Here is a 19,764-nt window from a genome sequence, read left to right on the forward strand (position 1 = left end):
GTGAAATTGAAGCAAAGTGGTTACTTTAAACACTAAAAAGGCACTTACGGGCCTTTTATATTAGTTTACGATGAGTTTCCAACCGAGTTTACTTTGCAATTTAGACTCTTGTTGTAGCTCACTAGCCATAAGAGGGTGTTCTTTTAACCAGTTATTGGCAAACTTTAAGTCTAAGGTGTCTTTTTCTACAGATAACTCTATTCTAGGAAGTACGTCGTCTTGTCGGCGCATCGATAATATTACGGCAATTCTTAATAACCTAACTAAGTATTGGGTAAGTGTACTATGTGCACCTAGAGCGTCGAAGCTGCCTTTTTGAATATCGGAGCGATGTGCATTAGCAACAGCTGCAATCACTTTATGTTCAGATTGTGAAAAACCTGGCATATCGGTGTTTTCTATAATGTAGGCTGTGTGCTTGTGATATTGCTTGTACTCTATTAATAAACCAATTTCGTGTAGTTGTGCTGCGGCTTTTAAAAGCGGCAACGCATTTTCACTAACAAGCGGCCAGCTTTCACCTACTTGTTCTGCCAGTTGAATAACTAAGCTCGATACCCGATTAGCTTGCTTTTGATCAACATGGTAACGGTCCATAAACCCATCAACGGTGCGTTTACGAATGTCGTTGTTATGAAGCTCGGGCACCATACTGTAAAGCACACCTTCGCGAAGTGCACCGCCAGCTAATCCCATTTTTTCAATTTCAAGCGATTCAAATAGCGCAATTAAGATAGCTAGGCCAGATACAAAAACTAATCTACGCTCTTCGCTTAGACCAGGTAAGTCTAGTGCAGCGATAGTGCTAAACGTTATTGATTGCTCTTTTATTTTATTTAGCTTTTCTAGGGTGAGTAGTTCATCTAAGTGTTGCGCAACCATTATTTCTTGAATGGCTTGCACTGTGCCAGAAGCACCCGATGCAATTTGCCAACCTGCTTGTTTATACTCAGGGGCAATTTCATCAATAACTTCGTGGGCAGCTTTGATGGCAGCGTTAAAGTTTGCTTCACTTAATTGGCAATCTTTAAAATAGCGTTCTAAATAAGTAACACACCCCATATTTAAGCTTTTATAGTGCAGTGCCTCAAAACCCTTACCTATAACGACTTCGGTACTTGCACCACCAATATCAATAACTAGCTGCTTGCCAGTGCATGATGAAGTGTGTGCTACGCCTTTATAAATAGTGCGTGCTTCTAGCTCACCACTTATTACATTAATAGTATGGCCTAAGATTTTTTCGGCTTGTGCTTTGAAAACATCGGCATTCGTCGCAAGACGTAATGTGGCCGTTGCTACTATGGTTATATTTTGTTTTGGAATGTCTTGTAGGCGCTCAGCAAAAAGTGCAAGGCACTCCCAGCCTCGCTGCATTGCCTCAGTGCTTAATACGTTATCTTTATCAAGCCCTGCGGCTAATCTTACTTTGCGTTTAACGCGGCCTATAGTTTGTAGGCCGCCAGCAATTGATTTAGCAATAAGCATATGAAAGCTATTTGAGCCTAAATCAATGACTGCATACACATTTTTTTGCGGTTTAAATTGCCCCACCGTTCAAAAACCTCTAGTTACTACTACGTACAGTAACGGCCGAGTTACGACCGTCCTTTTTGGTAACTATTATTTGGGCGACGTCCGTTATTATTACTACGATTACGTGGGCCTGTAGAATAGTTGCGCTTTCTTTGAATAGTAGGCTTTGTTAAATCATCTAGCAATGCGGTTTTATCATAATGTGATAAAGGAATGCTGTGCTCTATATACTCTTCTATTTCATGCAGGTTATAAGCGTACTGCTCACATGCAAAGCTAATTGCATGACCTGATGCGCCCGCACGACCTGTACGGCCAATACGGTGAACGTAATCTTCACAATCATCTGGCAGGTCAAAGTTAAATACATGACTTACCTCAGGGATATGTAGCCCACGTGCTGCCACATCGGTTGCCACTAAAAAGTCTAATTCGCCTTTGGTGAATTGCGCTAATATAGATTGGCGTTTTTTCTGGTTTACATCGCCAGTGAGCATACCTACTCGGTGGCCATCGGCTTTTAACCAGGCATACACTGTTTCACAGCTGTGCTTTGTATTGGCAAACACAATGGCTTTGTCTGGCCATTCTTCCTCAATTAAAGTTAATAGCAGCTTAATTTTATCTTCTTGAGAAGGATGAAATAGCTCTTCTTTAATTCGCTTACCTGTTTTAACGTCTGGCTCGATTTGAACGTGCTCAGGGTTGGTCATATGTTCAAAGGCAAGTTCTTGCACGCGATAAGAAAGCGTGGCAGAAAATAATAGGTTTAATCTATCTGCTGTATCTGGCATGCGGCGGAACATGTAACGAATGTCTTTTATAAAGCCTAAATCGAACATACGATCGGCTTCATCAAGCACAACTACCTCAATTTCATTAAGGGTGTAACAGCCTTGCTTGTACAAATCGATTAGTCGACCTGTAGTACCAATTAAAATATCAACGCCTTTTTCTAATTGTGCACGTTGTTTTTCGTAATCTTCGCCACCATATACTAAACCTAAGTTAAGATTACAGTGCGGCGCTAAAATTTTAGCATCTTTGTGTATCTGAATCGCAAGCTCCCGAGTCGGGGCCATGATCAGGGCTCTTGGATGTTTACTAGGTGCTTTGCTAGATTGTAATAACCGATGGCACGTGGCAGTTAAAAACGCCAACGTTTTGCCCGTACCTGTTTGTGCTTGGCCCGCGATATCGCGTCCGTCACAAATAAAAGGTAGGCATTTTGCTTGAATGGGTGTGCAATATTCAAACCCACTTTCGGTTAAACCGGCAACCACTTCCGGTGCGATAGCAAAGTCTGAAAACTTTTTATCGGTCAAATGTGTCTTAGTCATAGCGTTTAAGCATAACGTTTAAACTTGCAATAAGAAACAAGAGTGTTTAAATACGCACTAAATATTTCGCCTAACTAAATCGGAGAGCGCAATGAGCGAGAAAATAATCCAAATTACTGACGATAGCTTTGAAGCTGACGTATTACAATCAGACAAGCCTGTACTAGTAGATTTTTGGGCTGAGTGGTGCGGACCTTGTAAAATGATCGCCCCTATCCTTAATGAAGTAGCTGATGAATACGAAAGCCGTGTAACAGTTGCTAAATTAAACATCGACCAAAACGCGGGTACACCGCCTAAATTTGGTATTCGTGGTATTCCTACTCTGCTTCTTTTTAAAGACGGTCAAGTAGCTGCAACGAAAGTTGGTGCGCTTTCTAAAACTCAACTTATCGAGTTCTTAGAAAACAATATCTAAGTAAAAATTAAAAAAAAGGGCGTTTTTGCCCTTTTTTTGTGTTTATTTTGTATAAAGACTGGACGCTATGCCAGTGAACTGCTAGTTTATAAAGCCAACTAATCCTTAGTTATATTCAACAAACCTCACTCAACTATCAAAGCGATTTTGAGTATGACAATTGTAATAAAGAACCCACCAATATGCATTTACGCGAATTAAAAGACAAGTCTATAAAAGAACTTGTAAACTTAGCTGAGTCCATGGGGCTCGAAAACGTAGCCCGCTTAAGAAAGCAAGATATCATTTTTGCTATTCTTAAAGCACATGCCAAAGGCGGAGAGAACATCTTCGGTGGCGGTGTACTAGAGATTTTACAAGATGGTTTTGGTTTTTTAAGATCATCAGAAGCATCTTACTTAGCTGGCCCAGATGATATTTATGTATCTCCAAGCCAAATTCGCCGTTTCAGCATGCGTACTGGCGATTCTATTTCAGGGCTTATTCGTCCACCTAAAGATGGCGAACGCTACTTTGCTTTATTAAAAGTAAATGAAGTTAACTTCGATAAACCTGAAAACTCTCGCACTAAAATTCTTTTTGAAAACCTTACCCCACTACATGCAAACGAACGTTTTCGTATGGAACGCGGTAACGGCAGTAAAGAAGACATTACCGCTCGTGTACTTGATTTAGCATCTCCAATTGGCCGTGGCCAACGTGGTTTGTTAGTAGCACCGCCTAAAGCGGGTAAAACAATGCTACTGCAAAACATTGCACAATCAATTACTCACAATCACCCAGATGTTACATTAATGGTTTTACTTATTGATGAGCGTCCGGAGGAAGTAACCGAGATGCAGCGCCTCGTTAAAGGTGAAGTTATTGCATCAACGTTTGATGAGCCAGCTTCTCGCCACGTACAAGTTGCAGAAATGGTTATTGAAAAAGCAAAACGTTTAGTTGAGCACAAAAAAGATGTGGTTATCTTGCTTGATTCAATCACCCGTTTAGCACGTGCTTACAACACCGTGATTCCTTCATCAGGTAAAGTACTTACCGGTGGTGTTGATGCTAACGCATTGCACAAGCCTAAGCGCTTCTTTGGTGCTGCACGTAATGTTGAAGAAGGCGGTAGCTTAACGATTATAGCTACAGCTCTTATCGACACGGGCTCTAAAATGGATGAAGTTATCTACGAAGAGTTTAAAGGTACCGGTAACATGGAACTACACTTAAATCGTAAGATTGCTGAAAAGCGTGTATTCCCTGCCATCGACTTTAACCGCTCTGGTACGCGTCGTGAAGAACTACTTACTAAGCCAGATGAGCTACAAAAGCTGTGGATTTTACGTAAGATTGTTCATGAAATGTCAGAGATTGATGCTATGGAATTCTTAATTGATAAGCTTTCTATGAGCAAAACGAACGATGAATTCTTCGATTCGATGAAACGCCAATAAGCGCGTTTTCGTTATATAAAAAAAGCGCCTAGGGCGCTTTTTTTATGTTTAAACGACTAATACCAATCGGCTTAGATATTTAGCCTTTCTAGCATACTAAATAAAGCGTTAATGGCGTTATAAATTTCTTATGTAGAACAACTAGGTGTCAAAACTTATGCCTTATGACCACTCTATTTATCTGTCGCTATAAATGTCTAATAACCTAACACGATTGGTATAATTAACTCTCGTTATATTTTTTAAGTACACGCTGTAATTCATCTACAAGCTTTTGAATGTGTTCTTTACTTTGGCTTTGTTTATTGAGTAAAGCCATATCGAGATTTTTAGCGGCTTTGGCAATATCGTCTAACGCAAACATTTGCGCAGCGCCTAAAATACGATGGCTGTCTTTTTGTAGTGCCTCTAGGTCATTACTATTATGGTGCTGACTTATGGTTTCGCTTTCAAACGTGAAGCTTTGCTTAAAACTTGTTACTAAGTCGCTCATGTCTATCTTAGCTGTATAGGCTGCCTCTTGTTTTGCTTCACCTAAATGCTGGGCAAGGGTGTTATAAAACGCGTTTTTATCTAATGGCTTACCTAAATACCCTGTAAACCCTAGGGCAAGATAATCATCAACTTCATGGCTCATTGCATTGGCCGTTAAAGCAAAAATAGGCGCTTGAAAGCCGCACTGTTGCAACAACGAAAACGCAGCACGCCCGTCCATAATAGGCATTTGTATATCAAGCAGCACGAGGTCTGGGTATATTTGTAGGCACTTCTCAACCGCTTGCTCGCCATTTTCTACCGCAATAACTTCAAGCCCCATAGAACGTAAATAACGACTTATGAGTCTGCGATTGTCGGGATGATCCTCAGCCAGTACTACACGCCCGGTTAACTGCTTAACCTGTTCAGCGGCGCTTACATGTTCGTACTCATCTAGCTCTTTTTCAACTTCTATACAGGGTAAAAACAGCGAAAACTGACTTCCGCGTTTAAACTCACTTTGTACGCTAATGTAGCCGCCCATCATAGAGGCTAACTGTTGAGACAAACTAAGCCCTAACCCGGTGCCACCAAAGCGGCGACTAATACTGTTATCGGCTTGGCTAAAGCATTCAAATATTTGTTTTAGCTGTGATGAATTCATGCCAATACCGGTGTCTTTAACTATAAAAACAAGCCCTTGCTCGGTTTTGTTTAAAGACACAACTACCTGCCCCGCCTGCGTAAACTTAACAGCATTAGCACATAAATTAATGAGTATTTGCTTCACCCGCATTAAATCGAGCTTGGTATAAAACGCATTGCCTACATGGTTATCAAAACGAATTTGTAAATGCTTCGCCTTAGCCTGCGTAATAAACATGGCATGTACATCGCTAACTAGCTGCACTATGTCAAAGCACGAAATATTAAGCTCTAATCTGTTTGCTTCTATTTTACTTAAATCGAGTACGTCATTAATTAAACTTTTTAAGTGATCGCTATGTCGTTGAATTATTTTTAATTCATCTTGTAGGTTTTCAGGCTCGTACAAACCATTAATTAAATCATCTGTTTGGCCTAAAATAGCGGTGAGCGGGGTTCTAATTTCATGGCTAATATTTGCCAAAAACTGGCTTTTAACATCATTTGCTTCTCGTAGCTCTTGGGCAATAGCTTGTAGCTCTGCTGTACGCTGCGCAACTTGTTCTTTTAATAACTGCTTAGCACGCTTTTCGGCGCCCCGACGATAAAGCGCGGTACCCGTTACAATTACTAAAAATAATAAAACAAAAATAAAAACCGTAAGCTGCGAACGTTGGCTCATTTTTAACTTTTGTACTTTTCGTTCTTGCTTCAGCTTTTGAATTTCTTGATTTAACTGAGTAGCTTTAAATTGATTTTGCAGTACAGCTAAAGCGCTGGTAATTGTTTCGCTATTTATACCGCGCTGCTCTGCTACAAACTTTTCGTGCAGAGTTAATGCCTCAGCGTAGTTGCCTTTGCTTGCCTCTAGGAGCGAGCGTGTACCAAAAGCATCGCGCTTGATACGCACACTATTATATTGTGTGGCCAAATCGGTTGCTTTATCTAGGCTTTTTTGCGAATCAGCAAGCTCGCCTCTCACAAATTGTATTTTAGCCAGTGCATGTAAGGCGTTAAGCTCTAAGCTGTGATTAGCAATTTTAAGGGCATTTTGCACCCCCAATTTAGCTTGCTCGTAGGCAACATCCACATTATTAAGAATTAAATTGATGTTTGCTAAATTAGTATATTGGGTAGATAACTTATTATAATCATTGGTAGAAATATAATAGCGCAGTGCCATTTGGTAATAATGCAGCGCTAAATCTAATTGCGAACTTTCGTAGTAAGCAACCCCTAAATTATTGTTAACTTGCGCTATGCCGCTGGTATCAGCTAATTTTTGATAAACTTTAAGTACTTCTTTATAAAATAAAATGGCGCTTTCGTAACGTGATAACCTAATGTACACCCCTGCTATATTTAGCAAAATATCAGCTTGGTCTTGAGCACTGCCCTTTTTCTCATAAATCTCTTTTGCTTTTAAATAATATTCGAGCGTTAGCTCCATATTATTCATTTCGAAGTACGCTAAACCAATATTACTTAGCAGGTTTGCAAGCTCTACTTGCTTATTGTTTTTTTCAACAATCACCATGGCGCGGCTATATTCAACAATAGCTTGCTGAAAATATCCCTGAAAATAAAACACAACGCCTTGCATTTTAATGGCTCTAAAGTGCATATCTGGTAGGTAGTTTAAGGAAGTGTGCTGTTCTAATTTTTTAAAATACAGCAGGGCATTTTCAAAATCATCTGAGGAGAAGGCTAAATCGGCAAGTTCAGAATACACACTGACCTTTTGGGATTCTGTGATATTTTTTGCTTCAAGCAGCGCATTACCGAGCGTGAGTTTTACGTCCCACTGCTGCTCTTTTTTAAATTCATCAAATAAAGATACACTATTTTGAGCAAAGCTTGGCAGTATGAACACACAACATAAAACAAATAAAAGGCACTTCAATTTGCCTTGCATAATATTATTCCTTCAAACTTTAGCTTTAGTCAGTGTAATCTTTATTGAAGATACACAACAAAACGAGTGCAAACAATGCTTAACCCCCTGATTGATGAGATTTTTGAGCTACTTTTAACTCAGCGTGTTTGGAAAGTTCATATCTTAGCTGCAACGCTCGCTCAACAAGGGGTGTTACCACCTTTAGATGCAAACCCTGAGCAAAATTTATTTAAAAAGAATTTTTTTAATTATGAATGCTTTATTTGAGCTGCAAACACAGCTATTACCCAAGCACTTAATTATATCGTCATTACATATTGAACTTACAGAGCCAAGTAGCAATGTAGCAACGCAGTCCCATTTAAAAAGTTACTATTTAAACTGGGAAAACTACGACACCAGTGCCAAAGACATAGAGGCATTATTAGATAGTTTTTGGCAGCAATTTAACCCACTAATAAAGCAACCAGTTGGGCAAATTGAGCCATTACTTAAGGCTTGGCAACTACCGCCAAACTTTAGCCTGGCTATGCTACAAAAGCGCTGGCGGCAATTGGCATTAAAACATCATCCCGATAAGCAAACTGGGAGTGCATGTAAATTTAGACAAATAAGAGCCGAGTATGAGCAGCTAAAGCTAGCTGCTCAAAACAGGTAATTAACGGGTAAGGCGACGGGCACGAATTTTACGCCCTTTAATATTGCCCTCGGTTAATTTACGTAGCGCAGGTTTTGATGCATTGCGCTCAACGGCTACAAAGGCAACGTTATCAAGTACATTTATTTTACCTACTTGGCGTCCTGCAACACCATCTTTGCCAGTAAGTGCACCTAAAATATCACCAGCGCGCACTTTTTGCTTTTTGCCCGAGTCGATCATTAGGGTAACCATTTCAGGCTTGTAAGGCGGCTTTTCTAATAAACTAAAAGCAGGCATTGGCTCTGGCAAAAAGTCTCGTTCGTAATGGTCGCCTATTTGCGCCACTTTAAACTGCTCAGCCTCACCGTAAATAGAGCATGCAATGCCTTTTTTACCCGCTCGGCCTGTGCGCCCTACACGGTGTACATGGGTTTGTGGGTCGTGTGCTAAGTGGTAATTTATTACTATGTCCATGTCGTCAATATCTAAGCCACGCGCGGCAACATCGGTAGCAACTAATATTGAGGCGCTCTTATTAGCAAAATGAATTAACGTACGCTCGCGATCACGCTGCTCTAAATCACCGTGCAACGCCACTGCGCTAAAGCCTTCACTTGCTAAATCATCACAAACTTGTTGTGTTTCTACCTTGGTATTACAAAAAACAACACAGCTTTGTGGTGTAAATTTAAGTAGTAATAATTTAAGTGTTGAGTAACGCTGTTTGTTGTTGTCCATTTTGTAAAAGTATTGCTTTATTGTGCTTTTTTCTTGCTCTTCTTCTACTTTTATCATCTCTGGATTTTTTAATACGCGCTTTGCAATCGCTTCAATTGCACGCGGAAAGGTAGCACTAAATAACAACGTTTGACGATTTTGCGGTATGCGCTCAATAATGGCATCAAGGGTATCTTGAAAACCCATATCGAGCATTTGATCTGCCTCATCAAGTACCAGCGTTTCAACGTCGTCTAAACGCAGTGTACCTTTACGAATATGATCGTCTACTCGCCCAGGTGTACCCACAATAATGTGCGCGCCATGCTCAAGCGAGCCTATTTGTGGGCCAATAGAAACCCCGCCACACAAGGTTAAAATTTTAATATTGTGAATACCGCGGGCAAGTTTACGCATTTCTACCGCCACTTGCTCAGCCAGCTCGCGCGTTGGACAAAGTACAAGCGATTGAATACGAAAACGTTTTACATTTAATTTAGCTAACACACCTAAACTAAAAGCAGCAGTTTTACCTGAACCGGTTTTTGCCTGTGCAATAATGTCTTTACCTTCAAGTACAGGTGGCAGGCTTTGCGCTTGTACAGGCGTCATTTGCGAGTAGCCAAGTGTTGATAAATTATCAACTAAACCAGCAGGTAAAGCCAAAGATGAAAATGCAGTAGAAGTCACAATAAATTCCAAAATAATAAAAACAACACAGGGCTTAGCCCCAAAATATGGCTCTATAATAGCAGAATTCAGGTTAGGCAACCATTAATACCCGATGTGCATTATTTTACGATGCGTTAATCCTTGTTAATAAAAAAGTTGCAAATGATACTAGTTTTCATTAAGATCCTCGAAAAATTTTAACACCCTAACACTGGATGTAATTGATGAAACTAAACTCACTGTACGTAGCACTTGTTGGTGCCATTAGCACAAGCGCCTTTGCCGCCCCTACTGACCTAGAGCGAATTGAAGTTAAAGGCAGCTATTTCAACGACTACAAAGTCGACAACGCCAACGGAGCAATGAGAACATCAGCGTCATTGTTAGAAACAGCGCAATCAGTCACTGTTATTAGCGATACAATAATTAGCGAGCAATTAGCAACCACACTTGGCGAAGTGCTTACTAACGATGCAAGCTTAACTGCCGGCTCTCAGCAACGTAACCGTGAAGTATTTAACTTACGCGGCTTTGAACTTAGCTCTTCAACAGGCTACTTACGTGACGGGCACCAACATTGGTCTCACTACCAGCAACCGATTGAAATTCTACAACAAGTAGAAGTTATTAAAGGCCCATCAAGTATTTTATACGGACAATCAGGCCCAGGTGGCTTGATTAACATGGTGACAAAAAAGCCTACGGCAACTACATTATTTAACGCCAGCGCAGATGTAGACCAACATGGCTCTACCCGCTTTATGCTAGACGCGGCTGGTGCACTTACCGACGCTGAAGATTTACGCGCACGCGGTATTTTAGTAAAACAAGATGTTGATTATTGGCGCGAATACCAAAACGGCGAAAACCGTGAACGCGATCGTTTTTTAGGTGCTGTAATTGTTGATTACGATTTAAGCGACAACGCATTAGTACGTGTACATTACGACCGCACAGACGACGAAGCAGGCCTTGATACAGGTGCTTGGATAGATGACAACGCCAATGTGATTGGCGATGACAAAACTATTCGCGATATGTCTTGGGCATTTACCGACATAACAGTAGAAAACTTAGGCGTAGATTTTGAAGTGTACTTAAACGATCACTGGCAAGTTAAGCTTGGTTACAACGAGCAAACATTTGAGCGCCAGCGTTTTGAGTCTGCACCTCGTAAGCCAAGCACATTCGTAGAAGGCGATAGCTATGAGTCACGCCCTTACGACCGTTTTGACGATTGGCAGTTTAAAACCGCATTTATTGATTTTGTTGGCGAATTTAAAACCGGTAGTTTACAACATCAGTTTTTAATTGGTGCAAACTCGCTAGATTACTATTACGGACAACGCCGTACATCAGCAGAGTATTTTGATTTTGCCGCTGGCCAAAACGAGCCAAGCCGCCCAACAGTAAGCTATAAATCAGATGATACTATTAGCGAAACTGAATACGACTACTACGGTATTTACGTTCAAGACTTAATTACTTTCTCGCCACAGTGGCAAGTATCATTAGGTGGCCGTTACGATGAGCAAAATAGAGAAGGCGCAGATAACGAGTCGTTCGTACCAAAAGTAGGTGTGCTTTATCACCCTAACCCTTCTGCGACTATTTATGCTAGCTACTCAGAAGGTTTTGAGCCACAAGGTAGCGATACATTAGTAAGCGAAACTGACATCAACAACGGTATGAAGCTTGATGCTGTTACCTCTGAGCAAAAAGAGATTGGTGTTAAATGGCAACTATTTGATGACCGCCTAATGTTAAGCGGTGCTGTATTTGATATTAGCAAAAAAGGCACCTTAGTAACCGAAGCACTTGAAGTGCCAGTCGGCGAATTTACCTCTGAAACAAACCAAGTAGGCGAGCAACGCCATAAAGGGCTTGAGCTAAGCGCGCAAGGTGCAGCTACCGATCGCTTATTTGTTATGGCATCAACTATGTACTTAGATGCAAATTTTGAGCGTGACGAAGACCTACAAGGTAAACGCCCCACTGATGCTCCTAAATGGTCTGCATCACTTTGGACTCGCTATGAGTTAAACGACACCATTGCATTTAATGCCGGTGCATTTTATGAAGGTGAGCGCTTTGCCGATAGTGCAAACACAGTAGTAAAAGATGCTTACACACGAGTAGATGTAGGTGCAACTTACAAACTTAAAGTAAGTAAAACCGATGTAAACCTTCGTTTAAACATTGAAAACCTATTAGACGAAAACTACTTAGGCGGCGGTGGCTTAAACAACGTTACCGTGGGCGAAGGCACAAATGTACGCCTAGCAGCTCAATTTAGCTTTTAATTTATAAAACTTATACTTATAAAGCCCGCACAATAATAATTGTGCGGGCTTTTTACTGCCTATTAAAAACACCACTGCATTCATCTCATCTATTTTTTAAAGCCTTTAAAAAGTGCTCTAATACACTTAATTATAAAAAGGCTTACTCTATATGAAAAAAATTATTACAGCGCTACTAATGACTAGCAGCCTCAGCGTTAGCGCAAACAATGCAGAATTCACCACAACGCAATTACAACAGGTTGATGAGGTGCGCAGTGCTGCGCTTAAAAGCCATTTGAGCTACGAGCTACTCGAGTCACTCACAACAGAAGTTGGCCCTCGCTTACCCGGCACTGAAAACGATAAAAAAGCAGTAGCATGGGCTAAAGCAAAATTTAACGAACTTGGTTTTGATAAAGTATGGCTTGAAGAAGCAACATTTCCAAAATGGCGCCGTTATAGCGAAAGCGGAAAAATACTCACCCCAAGTGAGCAACCTCTGCATTTAACTGCGCTGGGTAACAGTGTAAGCACACCTGATGATGGCATTAGTGCACCGGTTGTGTTGTTTGAAACATTGGATGAGCTAATTGCAGCACCAGCAAATAGCTTAGAAGGTAAAATTGCCTATATTAATTACCGCATGAACCGCGACATAGACGGCAACGGATACGGCCCCGCAGTAAAAGCACGTGCCACAGGCGCAATTGAAGCTGCAAAAAAAGGCGCGGTTGCTTACATGATGCGCTCAGTGAGCACAGCTCACCATCGCTTTGCTCACACTGGTGGTAGTTACTATAAAGAAGGGGTTAAAAAAATACCTAACGTAACTATTGCCAACCCGGATGCGGATCAAATAGCGCGCTTAGTGGCCTTAAACAAAAAGGTAACGGTTAATATAAATGTACAAACACAAAGCCTAGGAGAAGGCACAAGCTATAACGTTATAGGCCAATTTAATGGCTCCGAAAACCCAGAACAATATGTGTTAATTGGTGGCCACCTAGACTCGTGGGATTTAGGCACTGGCGCATTAGATGATGGCGCAGGAGTTGCGTTAACAATGGCTGCGGCTAAACACATTAGCGATGTTAAACGCCCTAAGCGCAGTATTCGTGTTGTACTGTTTGCAGCAGAAGAACTTGGGCTTTGGGGTGCAAAAGCTTACTTTGCACAACATAAAAGCGATTTACATAATATAGTTGCAGCTGCTGAGTCGGACTTTGGCGCCGATGTAGTATATGGTTTTGAGTCGAATGTTAATGCGGCTTCTCTGCCAGTAGTACGTGCCATAGCAAAAGAGCTGGCTGCGTTAAACATTGAGTACATTGGTAAAAACCAGGCTAACGGCGGGCCTGATTTAATCCCATTAAAAAAAGCGGTGTCGGCACCTATATTTGAGTTGGCCCAAGATGGCACTGATTACTTTGATTACCATCACACAGCTGATGACACACTCGATAAAGTAACGCCTGCTAAACTGCGCCAAAATACCGCTGCGTATGCTGTATTTGCGTTAATGGCAGCAGATGCCAAAACAACAATTCAACCGAAAGCGCAGGCTAACTAATAACTGACATACTTACTTACAGTTTGTCACTTTGATAAACGCACTCCTTGTTTTACCTTTATATAAATTAAATAAAACAAGGAGTGTGCGGGCATGTTGCTTTTCAATACGAGTCAGTCGTTTCCTCATTTTGCACAAACACAGTGCTGCCCTAACTGCCATAGCCGCGCCTATCATCTAATAAACCAAAGTCGTTTTTTACGCTTTACGGTTATTCCTGTTCTACCTTTAGCACTAAACTATAAATACGAATGCTATCAATGCGGCCATAATACGCCTGTAAAATTAAAGCAGTTACCGACGTTTGAAATTTTCACTCTACCTAAATACTTTATAGGGGTATTTTTAGCGTTATGGGTGGGTTTATTTTTTTACCAACAACACGCTGCTGCGCAAGCGCAAAAGCAAAGCTACTTAACTAACCCTAAAGCCTACGATACGTATTTAGTACACGCTGATAAATTTACTCATGAGCCCTGGACACTCACCAACTTAAAAGTTGCGCAAGTTTTAAGTTTTGACGAGCAGTTTATTACGTTTCAAGTAAGTAACTACAGCTATAAGCGCAACAAAGGCATTACTACTGCAATGCGTACCAGCTTATTAGTACAAAGAGGTTACTTCTCAGATGACAAAATTACTTTGCCTCGTAGCGAAGTAAAAAGACTTTACAACGACGGGGTGATTTACGACGTACTGCGCCCCTCAGCAAATAGTTTATATGGTGGGTTTGTTATGTTTCCGCCAAAACCAAAACCGCTATATAAAGGCTTAAAGCTCGACAAAAATAACCAACAGGGCATTACGTATTTTAAAAACGGACAGTATAGCGATGCGCTTGAGAGTTTTACTCTAGCCGCAAATGCCGGCTCGCAATGGGGGCAGCTCAATCTTGCGCAAATGTACCGAGATGGACAAGGCGTGACTCAAAATGTACAAACAGCAAAACATTGGTATGAGCAGGCAATAGCGCAAGGTAATAGCAAAGCGAAAATAGAATTAGAGGAAATGTGTGATAAAGCAAACTGCAAATAAAAAATGGCCAGTTAAACTGGCCATTTTCAATCTTCGTTCATACTTATAATTAGAAAGTCATATGCTCATCTAAAAAGTTAAGTACCTGCTTGTAGTAGCGTGTTCTGTGCTCTGCTTTATAAAAGCCATGCCCTTCATCTTCAAGTAACTCGTATATATAAGGATGGTTTTCTTTTTTTAGTGCTGCAACTAAAGACTCAGCTTGCTCAATTGGTGCTCTTTCATCCTGCCCACCATGTACAATTAAAACTGGCGCTTTAAGCTTGTCTATGTTGTAGCTAGGTGAAAAACGCTTTAAAAGTGCCTCATCAGTACCAAGCGCGCTTTTAAGATAGCGCTGTCCACGGTCACGTTCAGAGATATCGCCTTCTTCAAACATTAGCGGTAAATCGTACACCCCAACTACACCAATAGCACACTGAAACATATCAGGTTCTAAAATTGCACTTTGTAGTGCCGAATAGCCACCAAAACTTGCGCCCATTATACAAATATTATCTTTATTTACAGTGCCTTGCTCTATTAAGTATTTTACACCGTCAATAATGTCGTATTGTATTTCAGCACCCCATTTTTTATGTCCGGCATGTTCAAAGTTGCGGCCAAAGCCACCAGAGCCTCTAAAGTTAACTTTTAGTACTGCAATGCCTCTACTGGCTAATAGCTGAGCTTCGCTCTCATAGCCCCACCAATCTCTTGGTCCATGAGGACCACCGTGAGGCATAACAACTAAAGGTAAGTTTTTCTCATCAGTATTATTAGGGATGGTTAAATATCCGTATATTGTTAAGCCATCACGCGCTTTATAATTTACAGGTTTGGTTATAGCCATTTCACTTGGCTTGATCCAGCTTTTAGTCGCAAACAAAAAGCGTAAGCTATTCTTTTTGGCATCGAACAAGTAGTAACTGCCAGGGTTAGTATCGCTTGACGCAAAGATAATACTCTTCTCACCATCTTCAGTACTACTAACAAGCTGAACTTGCTGCCCTTGAAGGGATTGTATTAATGCCTTTAAGCGCTCACTTTTATGTGAATTATTTATAAAGGAATAGGCAGGATAGCCAAGCTCATTTTCAATTGCGAATAATTCTTTAGAAACTTCATCTACCCACACTTTTTTTGGAGAGACCTGTGGTTCTTTATGCAAAAGCTCAAACTTTTTACTCTCTAAATTTAGTTTATAAAGCCCCTTTGCTTCGCCATTTTCTGACGCTGTAACATAAACAGAAGCACCGGTACTATCAAACGCATGGAGGCTAATATCAGTGTATTTTAACTCTCCTAAATCAAGCTGTTGCCATTCACCACCTGACTTCTCACGGGTATAAATTTTTTGATTAATATAATCATCGTTTGAAACAGCAACACGCACATTACCATCATGATCTGTTAAAAAGCCTGCCATTTTTGATGGTGAGCGAGCGACTCTTTTTCGCTTTCCGCTGTAAATATCAACTTCATAAACTATTGTATGCGGCTCATTTGAAGCGCTCCATGGGTAGGTTAGGATCAGCATTTTACGCCTATCATGAATAAGCGGGTCTAGTACATAAGAAGTACCAAGTATGGGTGTCGCTTTTTTTATACGGGTTCCTGTTTGCATTTCACCTTGGTAACCCACTAAATATTTGCCTCGGCTACCATCAGCATTTACACCAAAAAGCTCACCATGAAATTCGGGATGATCTTTCCAGCCTTTAATGTACTCTTTAGCCAGTACAATTCTTTCATTGTTAACCCAATAATAATTACCAACCTGGGCATCATTAGGAAACCTAATTGCATGACTTACTTTAAATGTATCAGTGCTTAGCACCATTAATACATTTTTTCCTTCTGGGCGAGTAATTACAGCTAAGTATTTTCCATCAGGTGAAATTTTCACACCTGCAAACTCTATATCTTTACTAAAGCTTTCTATCGGTACCAAGTCGTTACTTGCTGTAGTATGAGAGCTAAAAATACTAGCCAGCAATAAAGACAGACAAGCCAAAAACTTATTCATTAAAGTTCCTTTTATTTATTTTTGATTGAGCTTTTATGTTACATACTTTTAACAAAAATATACACCATACTTCTTCCCTTTATGTAAACAGGCGTAAATTAATAGGGTTATAAATCTAATGCTTAGGGTTAGTAAGCTTACTCCAAACTAAATGCAGAATAACAATGCATAGCCCTGCTACTACTCCTAGTAATCCGTCAAATATAAGGGGGGCTAATGTTTCGCCGGTGCCATTTAATAACGACTTGCCTATGGCTATTACTTCTAATTGCCAATGATGTAGTAGCTCAATACCGTGGGATAAAATGCCGCCACCGACTAAAAACATGGCCACCGTGCCGGCAAAGGCTAAAAATTGCATAAGCCTTGGCGCTGCAGCTAATAACCCCTTACCAAGCATCTCTTTAAATTTATTAGCCGACACCTTTGATTGATTAAGCAAATACAACCCTGCGTCATCAAGCTTTACGATACCGGCTACAAGGCCGTATACACCTATAGTCATTAATACGGCTATAACACACAGTACAAGCGCCTGATTTACAAGTGTGGCACCTGCAACCGTTCCTAAGGTGATCACTATAATTTCGGCTGATAGAATAAAGTCGGTGCGTATGGCTCCTTTTACTTTTTGCTTTTCATACTCAGCTGGGTCTAATTGCTGCGACTCATCAGCCTCTTTTTCGGGGTGAGGTAAAAACCGAGCAAATACTTTCTCAGCGCCTTCAAAACATAAAAATAAGCCACCGATTATTAGCAGCGGGGTTATTAACCAAGGCAGCCATACACTTATGAGCAATGCACCAGGGACCAAAATGGCTTTATTTAAAAATGAGCCCTTTGCCACAGCCCAAACTACGGGTAATTCGCGGTCGGCTGTAACCCCTGTAACTTGCTGAGCATTAAGTGCTAAGTCGTCACCAAGTACACCGGCTGTTTTTTTAGTGGCGACTTTACTCATTGTGGCAATGTCATCAAGTAAGGTGGTTATATCATCAAGTAATGTTAAAAGGTTAATGCCTGCCATGTTGCTTCCTAGCTAAAAAATAATGCTATCAACATAGCGTAATCCGTAATTTTCACCAACGGTTAATTTTGCTTTGTTATGCTGATTAAACGCACTGATTTTTATCAATGGCAAACTTACTTAGGGGATATTAATGAAAGCATTGGTGGTTATTTTTACAAGCATGCTGGTTTTATCAGCCTGTAGTAATGAGTCTAAAAGTACCCACTACTTATGCAACGAGCGCGTAGTAGAATTAGCCCGCCAAGGAGCGGGGGCAACACTTACTTTAAATGAGCAAACATATACGCTTAATAAAGAGCCGAGCGCATCAGGGGTAAAGTATATTAATGAGCGAGTGCTATTTTGGTCTAAAGCCGATGAAGCGATGTTGATTGTTTCAGGTAATAAATACCACTGCCAACTTCAACAAGCCGACGCCTTATAATTTTGTCGTTCGCGATTTAAACTTTTTCTTTTTTCTCATCGTAATAAATAGCCTGTTTTTACGCTAAACAACTGCACATGCATTTGTTGTTTAGTTGGGTATAATACTTTCACTTTTTGCTTAGTAGCGGCCTACCATGAAATATAAAGATTTACGTGATTTTATCGATTTGCTTGAAAAAAAAGGCGAACTTAAACGTATTACTCAAGAAATCGACCCGTATCTTGAAATGACCGAAATAGCCGACCGTACATTACGTGCTAAAGGCCCCGCATTATTGTTCGAAAACCCAAAAGGTCACAGCATGCCTGTGCTTGCAAACTTATTTGGTACACCTAAGCGCGTTGCTATGGGCATGGGCCAAGAAGATGTAAGCGAGCTGCGTGAAGTTGGCAAGCTACTCGCTTTTTTAAAAGAGCCCGAGCCACCAAAAGGGATTAAAGAAGCACTAGGGCAAATTCCGGTATTTAAACAAGTACTCAATATGCCGGCTAAAGAAGTTAAAAAAGCACCGTGCCAACAGGTTGTTCTAGAAGGTGACGAGGTAGATTTAACTAAGTTACCAATACAGCACTGCTGGCCTGGAGATGCCGCCCCCCTTATTACTTGGGGTTTAACTGTTACCAAAGGGCCTTATAAAAAGCGCCAAAATTTGGGTATTTACCGCCAGCAGCTATTAGGTAAAAATAAAATAATTATGCGTTGGTTATCGCATCGCGGTGGCGCACTCGATTTTCAAGAATGGTGTAAAGAAAACCCCGGCGAACCGTACCCAGTTTCGGTTGCATTAGGAGCTGATCCTGCCACTATTTTAGGTGCGGTGACACCTGTGCCAGACACGTTAAGCGAATATGCCTTTGCTGGCTTACTGCGCGGTAGTAAAACAGAAGTGGTTAAGTCAATTTCAAATGACTTACAGGTCCCTGCCAGTGCCGAAATAGTACTTGAAGGCTACATTATGCCTGGCGAAATGGCTCCCGAGGGGCCATATGGCGACCACACGGGTTATTACAATGAAGTTGATGATTTTCCTGTGATGACAGTGACCCATTTAACACACCGTAAAAACCCAATTTACCATAGTACATTTACCGGCCGTCCACCTGATGAGCCAGCTATTTTAGGTGTGGCATTAAACGAAGTGTTTGTGCCTATATTGCAAAAGCAGTTTCCAGAAATCGTCGACTTTTACTTACCACCCGAAGGCTGCTCTTACCGTATGGCCGTGGTAACCATGAAAAAACAATACCCAGGCCATGCTAAGCGCGTCATGATGGGCGTATGGTCGTTTTTACGTCAGTTTATGTACACTAAGTTTGTTATTGTTTGCGATGATGATGTAAATGCCCGTGACTGGAACGATGTTATTTGGGCCATCACTACCCGTATGGACCCTGCGCGCGACACCACATTAATTGAAAACACGCCAATAGATTACCTCGATTTTGCATCGCCGGTATCTGGGCTTGGCTCAAAAATGGGTATGGATGCAACAAATAAGTGGCCAGGTGAAACCGACCGCGAATGGGGCGAGCCAATTGTCATGGATAAAGCGACAAAAGATCGTGTTGACGAAATTTGGCAAAGCCTCGATATACTTTAAGCACGCTTAGTGAATATAAACAGGC

At 41.0% G+C, this 19,764-nt stretch carries 13 protein-coding genes and 1 pseudogene; 8 read left to right on the forward strand and 6 right to left on the reverse strand.

The genetic code is table 11. The features are described 5' to 3' along the window. Positions 1-60: 60 nt before the first annotated feature. Both gppA and rhlB read right to left on the reverse strand, forming a co-directional pair. Positions 61-1,554, reverse strand: coding sequence for a guanosine-5'-triphosphate,3'-diphosphate diphosphatase (gene gppA / locus PAT01_RS08865; protein ID WP_138579739.1), 1,494 nt, complete (start codon positions 1,552-1,554; stop codon positions 61-63). Between the two features lie 44 nt (positions 1,555-1,598). Next, positions 1,599-2,876: an ATP-dependent RNA helicase RhlB gene (gene rhlB, locus PAT01_RS08870; RefSeq protein WP_054983731.1), complete on the reverse strand. Its 1,278-nt coding sequence runs from the start codon at positions 2,874-2,876 to the stop codon at positions 1,599-1,601. Between the two features lie 91 nt (positions 2,877-2,967). On the opposite strand from rhlB, the gene trxA reads away from it, so the two are divergent. Together trxA and rho are read left to right on the forward strand one after the other, a co-directional pair. Further along, positions 2,968-3,294: a thioredoxin TrxA gene (trxA, locus tag PAT01_RS08875; protein ID WP_004588957.1), complete on the forward strand. Its 327-nt coding sequence runs from the start codon at positions 2,968-2,970 to the stop codon at positions 3,292-3,294. Between the two features lie 182 nt (positions 3,295-3,476). After that, positions 3,477-4,736, forward strand: coding sequence for a transcription termination factor Rho (gene rho / locus PAT01_RS08880; protein ID WP_004588958.1), 1,260 nt, complete (start codon positions 3,477-3,479; stop codon positions 4,734-4,736). Positions 4,737-4,959: 223 nt separating this feature from the next. Here rho and PAT01_RS08885 read toward each other — a convergent pair whose 3' ends face one another. Further along, positions 4,960-7,773 (reverse strand): tetratricopeptide repeat-containing hybrid sensor histidine kinase/response regulator, encoded by a 2,814-nt coding sequence (locus tag PAT01_RS08885; protein ID WP_096738908.1) that lies wholly within the window; start codon positions 7,771-7,773, stop codon positions 4,960-4,962. A gap of 75 nt (positions 7,774-7,848) precedes the next feature. Between PAT01_RS08885 and PAT01_RS08890 the strand changes: the two are divergent. Further along, positions 7,849-8,413, forward strand: a pseudogene (locus PAT01_RS08890) (DNA-J related domain-containing protein). Here PAT01_RS08890 and dbpA read toward each other — a convergent pair. Next, positions 8,414-9,802 carry an ATP-dependent RNA helicase DbpA gene (gene dbpA, locus PAT01_RS08895; protein ID WP_154945360.1) on the reverse strand — a complete coding sequence of 463 codons (1,389 nt, stop codon included), beginning with the start codon at positions 9,800-9,802 and terminating at the stop codon, positions 8,414-8,416. It lies immediately after the preceding pseudogene. 206 nt (positions 9,803-10,008) lie between these two features. Between dbpA and PAT01_RS08900 the strand changes: the two genes are divergently transcribed. From PAT01_RS08900 to PAT01_RS08910, 3 genes are all read left to right on the forward strand, one after another. Then, positions 10,009-12,087 carry a TonB-dependent siderophore receptor gene (locus tag PAT01_RS08900; RefSeq protein WP_096738906.1) on the forward strand — a complete coding sequence of 693 codons (2,079 nt, stop codon included), beginning with the start codon at positions 10,009-10,011 and terminating at the stop codon, positions 12,085-12,087. A gap of 151 nt (positions 12,088-12,238) precedes the next feature. Then, positions 12,239-13,639 (forward strand): M20/M25/M40 family metallo-hydrolase, encoded by a 1,401-nt coding sequence (locus PAT01_RS08905; protein WP_154945361.1) that lies wholly within the window; start codon positions 12,239-12,241, stop codon positions 13,637-13,639. Between the two features lie 93 nt (positions 13,640-13,732). Further along, positions 13,733-14,674, forward strand: a complete 942-nt coding sequence (locus tag PAT01_RS08910) for a tetratricopeptide repeat protein (protein WP_138579741.1) — start codon at positions 13,733-13,735, stop codon at positions 14,672-14,674. Between the two features lie 49 nt (positions 14,675-14,723). Here the strand turns inward: PAT01_RS08910 and PAT01_RS08915 are convergent, their stop codons facing one another. Further along, a complete protein-coding gene (locus PAT01_RS08915) occupies positions 14,724-16,682 on the reverse strand; it encodes a S9 family peptidase (RefSeq protein WP_138579742.1) in 1,959 nt (652 codons plus the stop codon). Positions 16,683-16,797: 115 nt separating this feature from the next. Further along, on the reverse strand, positions 16,798-17,709 hold the full coding sequence (locus PAT01_RS08920; protein ID WP_055255408.1) for a DUF808 domain-containing protein: 912 nt from the start codon (positions 17,707-17,709) through the stop codon (positions 16,798-16,800). Between the two features lie 133 nt (positions 17,710-17,842). Between PAT01_RS08920 and PAT01_RS08925 the strand changes: the two genes are divergently transcribed. Both PAT01_RS08925 and ubiD read left to right on the forward strand, forming a co-directional pair. Then, positions 17,843-18,136, forward strand: coding sequence for an MliC family protein (locus tag PAT01_RS08925; RefSeq protein ID WP_138579743.1), 294 nt, complete (start codon positions 17,843-17,845; stop codon positions 18,134-18,136). 136 nt (positions 18,137-18,272) lie between these two features. Further along, positions 18,273-19,739 carry a 4-hydroxy-3-polyprenylbenzoate decarboxylase gene (gene ubiD, locus PAT01_RS08930; RefSeq protein WP_024032061.1) on the forward strand — a complete coding sequence of 489 codons (1,467 nt, stop codon included), beginning with the start codon at positions 18,273-18,275 and terminating at the stop codon, positions 19,737-19,739. The last annotated feature ends 25 nt before the right edge of the window (positions 19,740-19,764 follow it).

Origin of the sequence: Pseudoalteromonas atlantica, from assembly GCA_007988745.1 — a bacterium.
Taxonomy (GTDB): Bacteria; Pseudomonadota; Gammaproteobacteria; order Enterobacterales; family Alteromonadaceae; genus Pseudoalteromonas; species Pseudoalteromonas atlantica.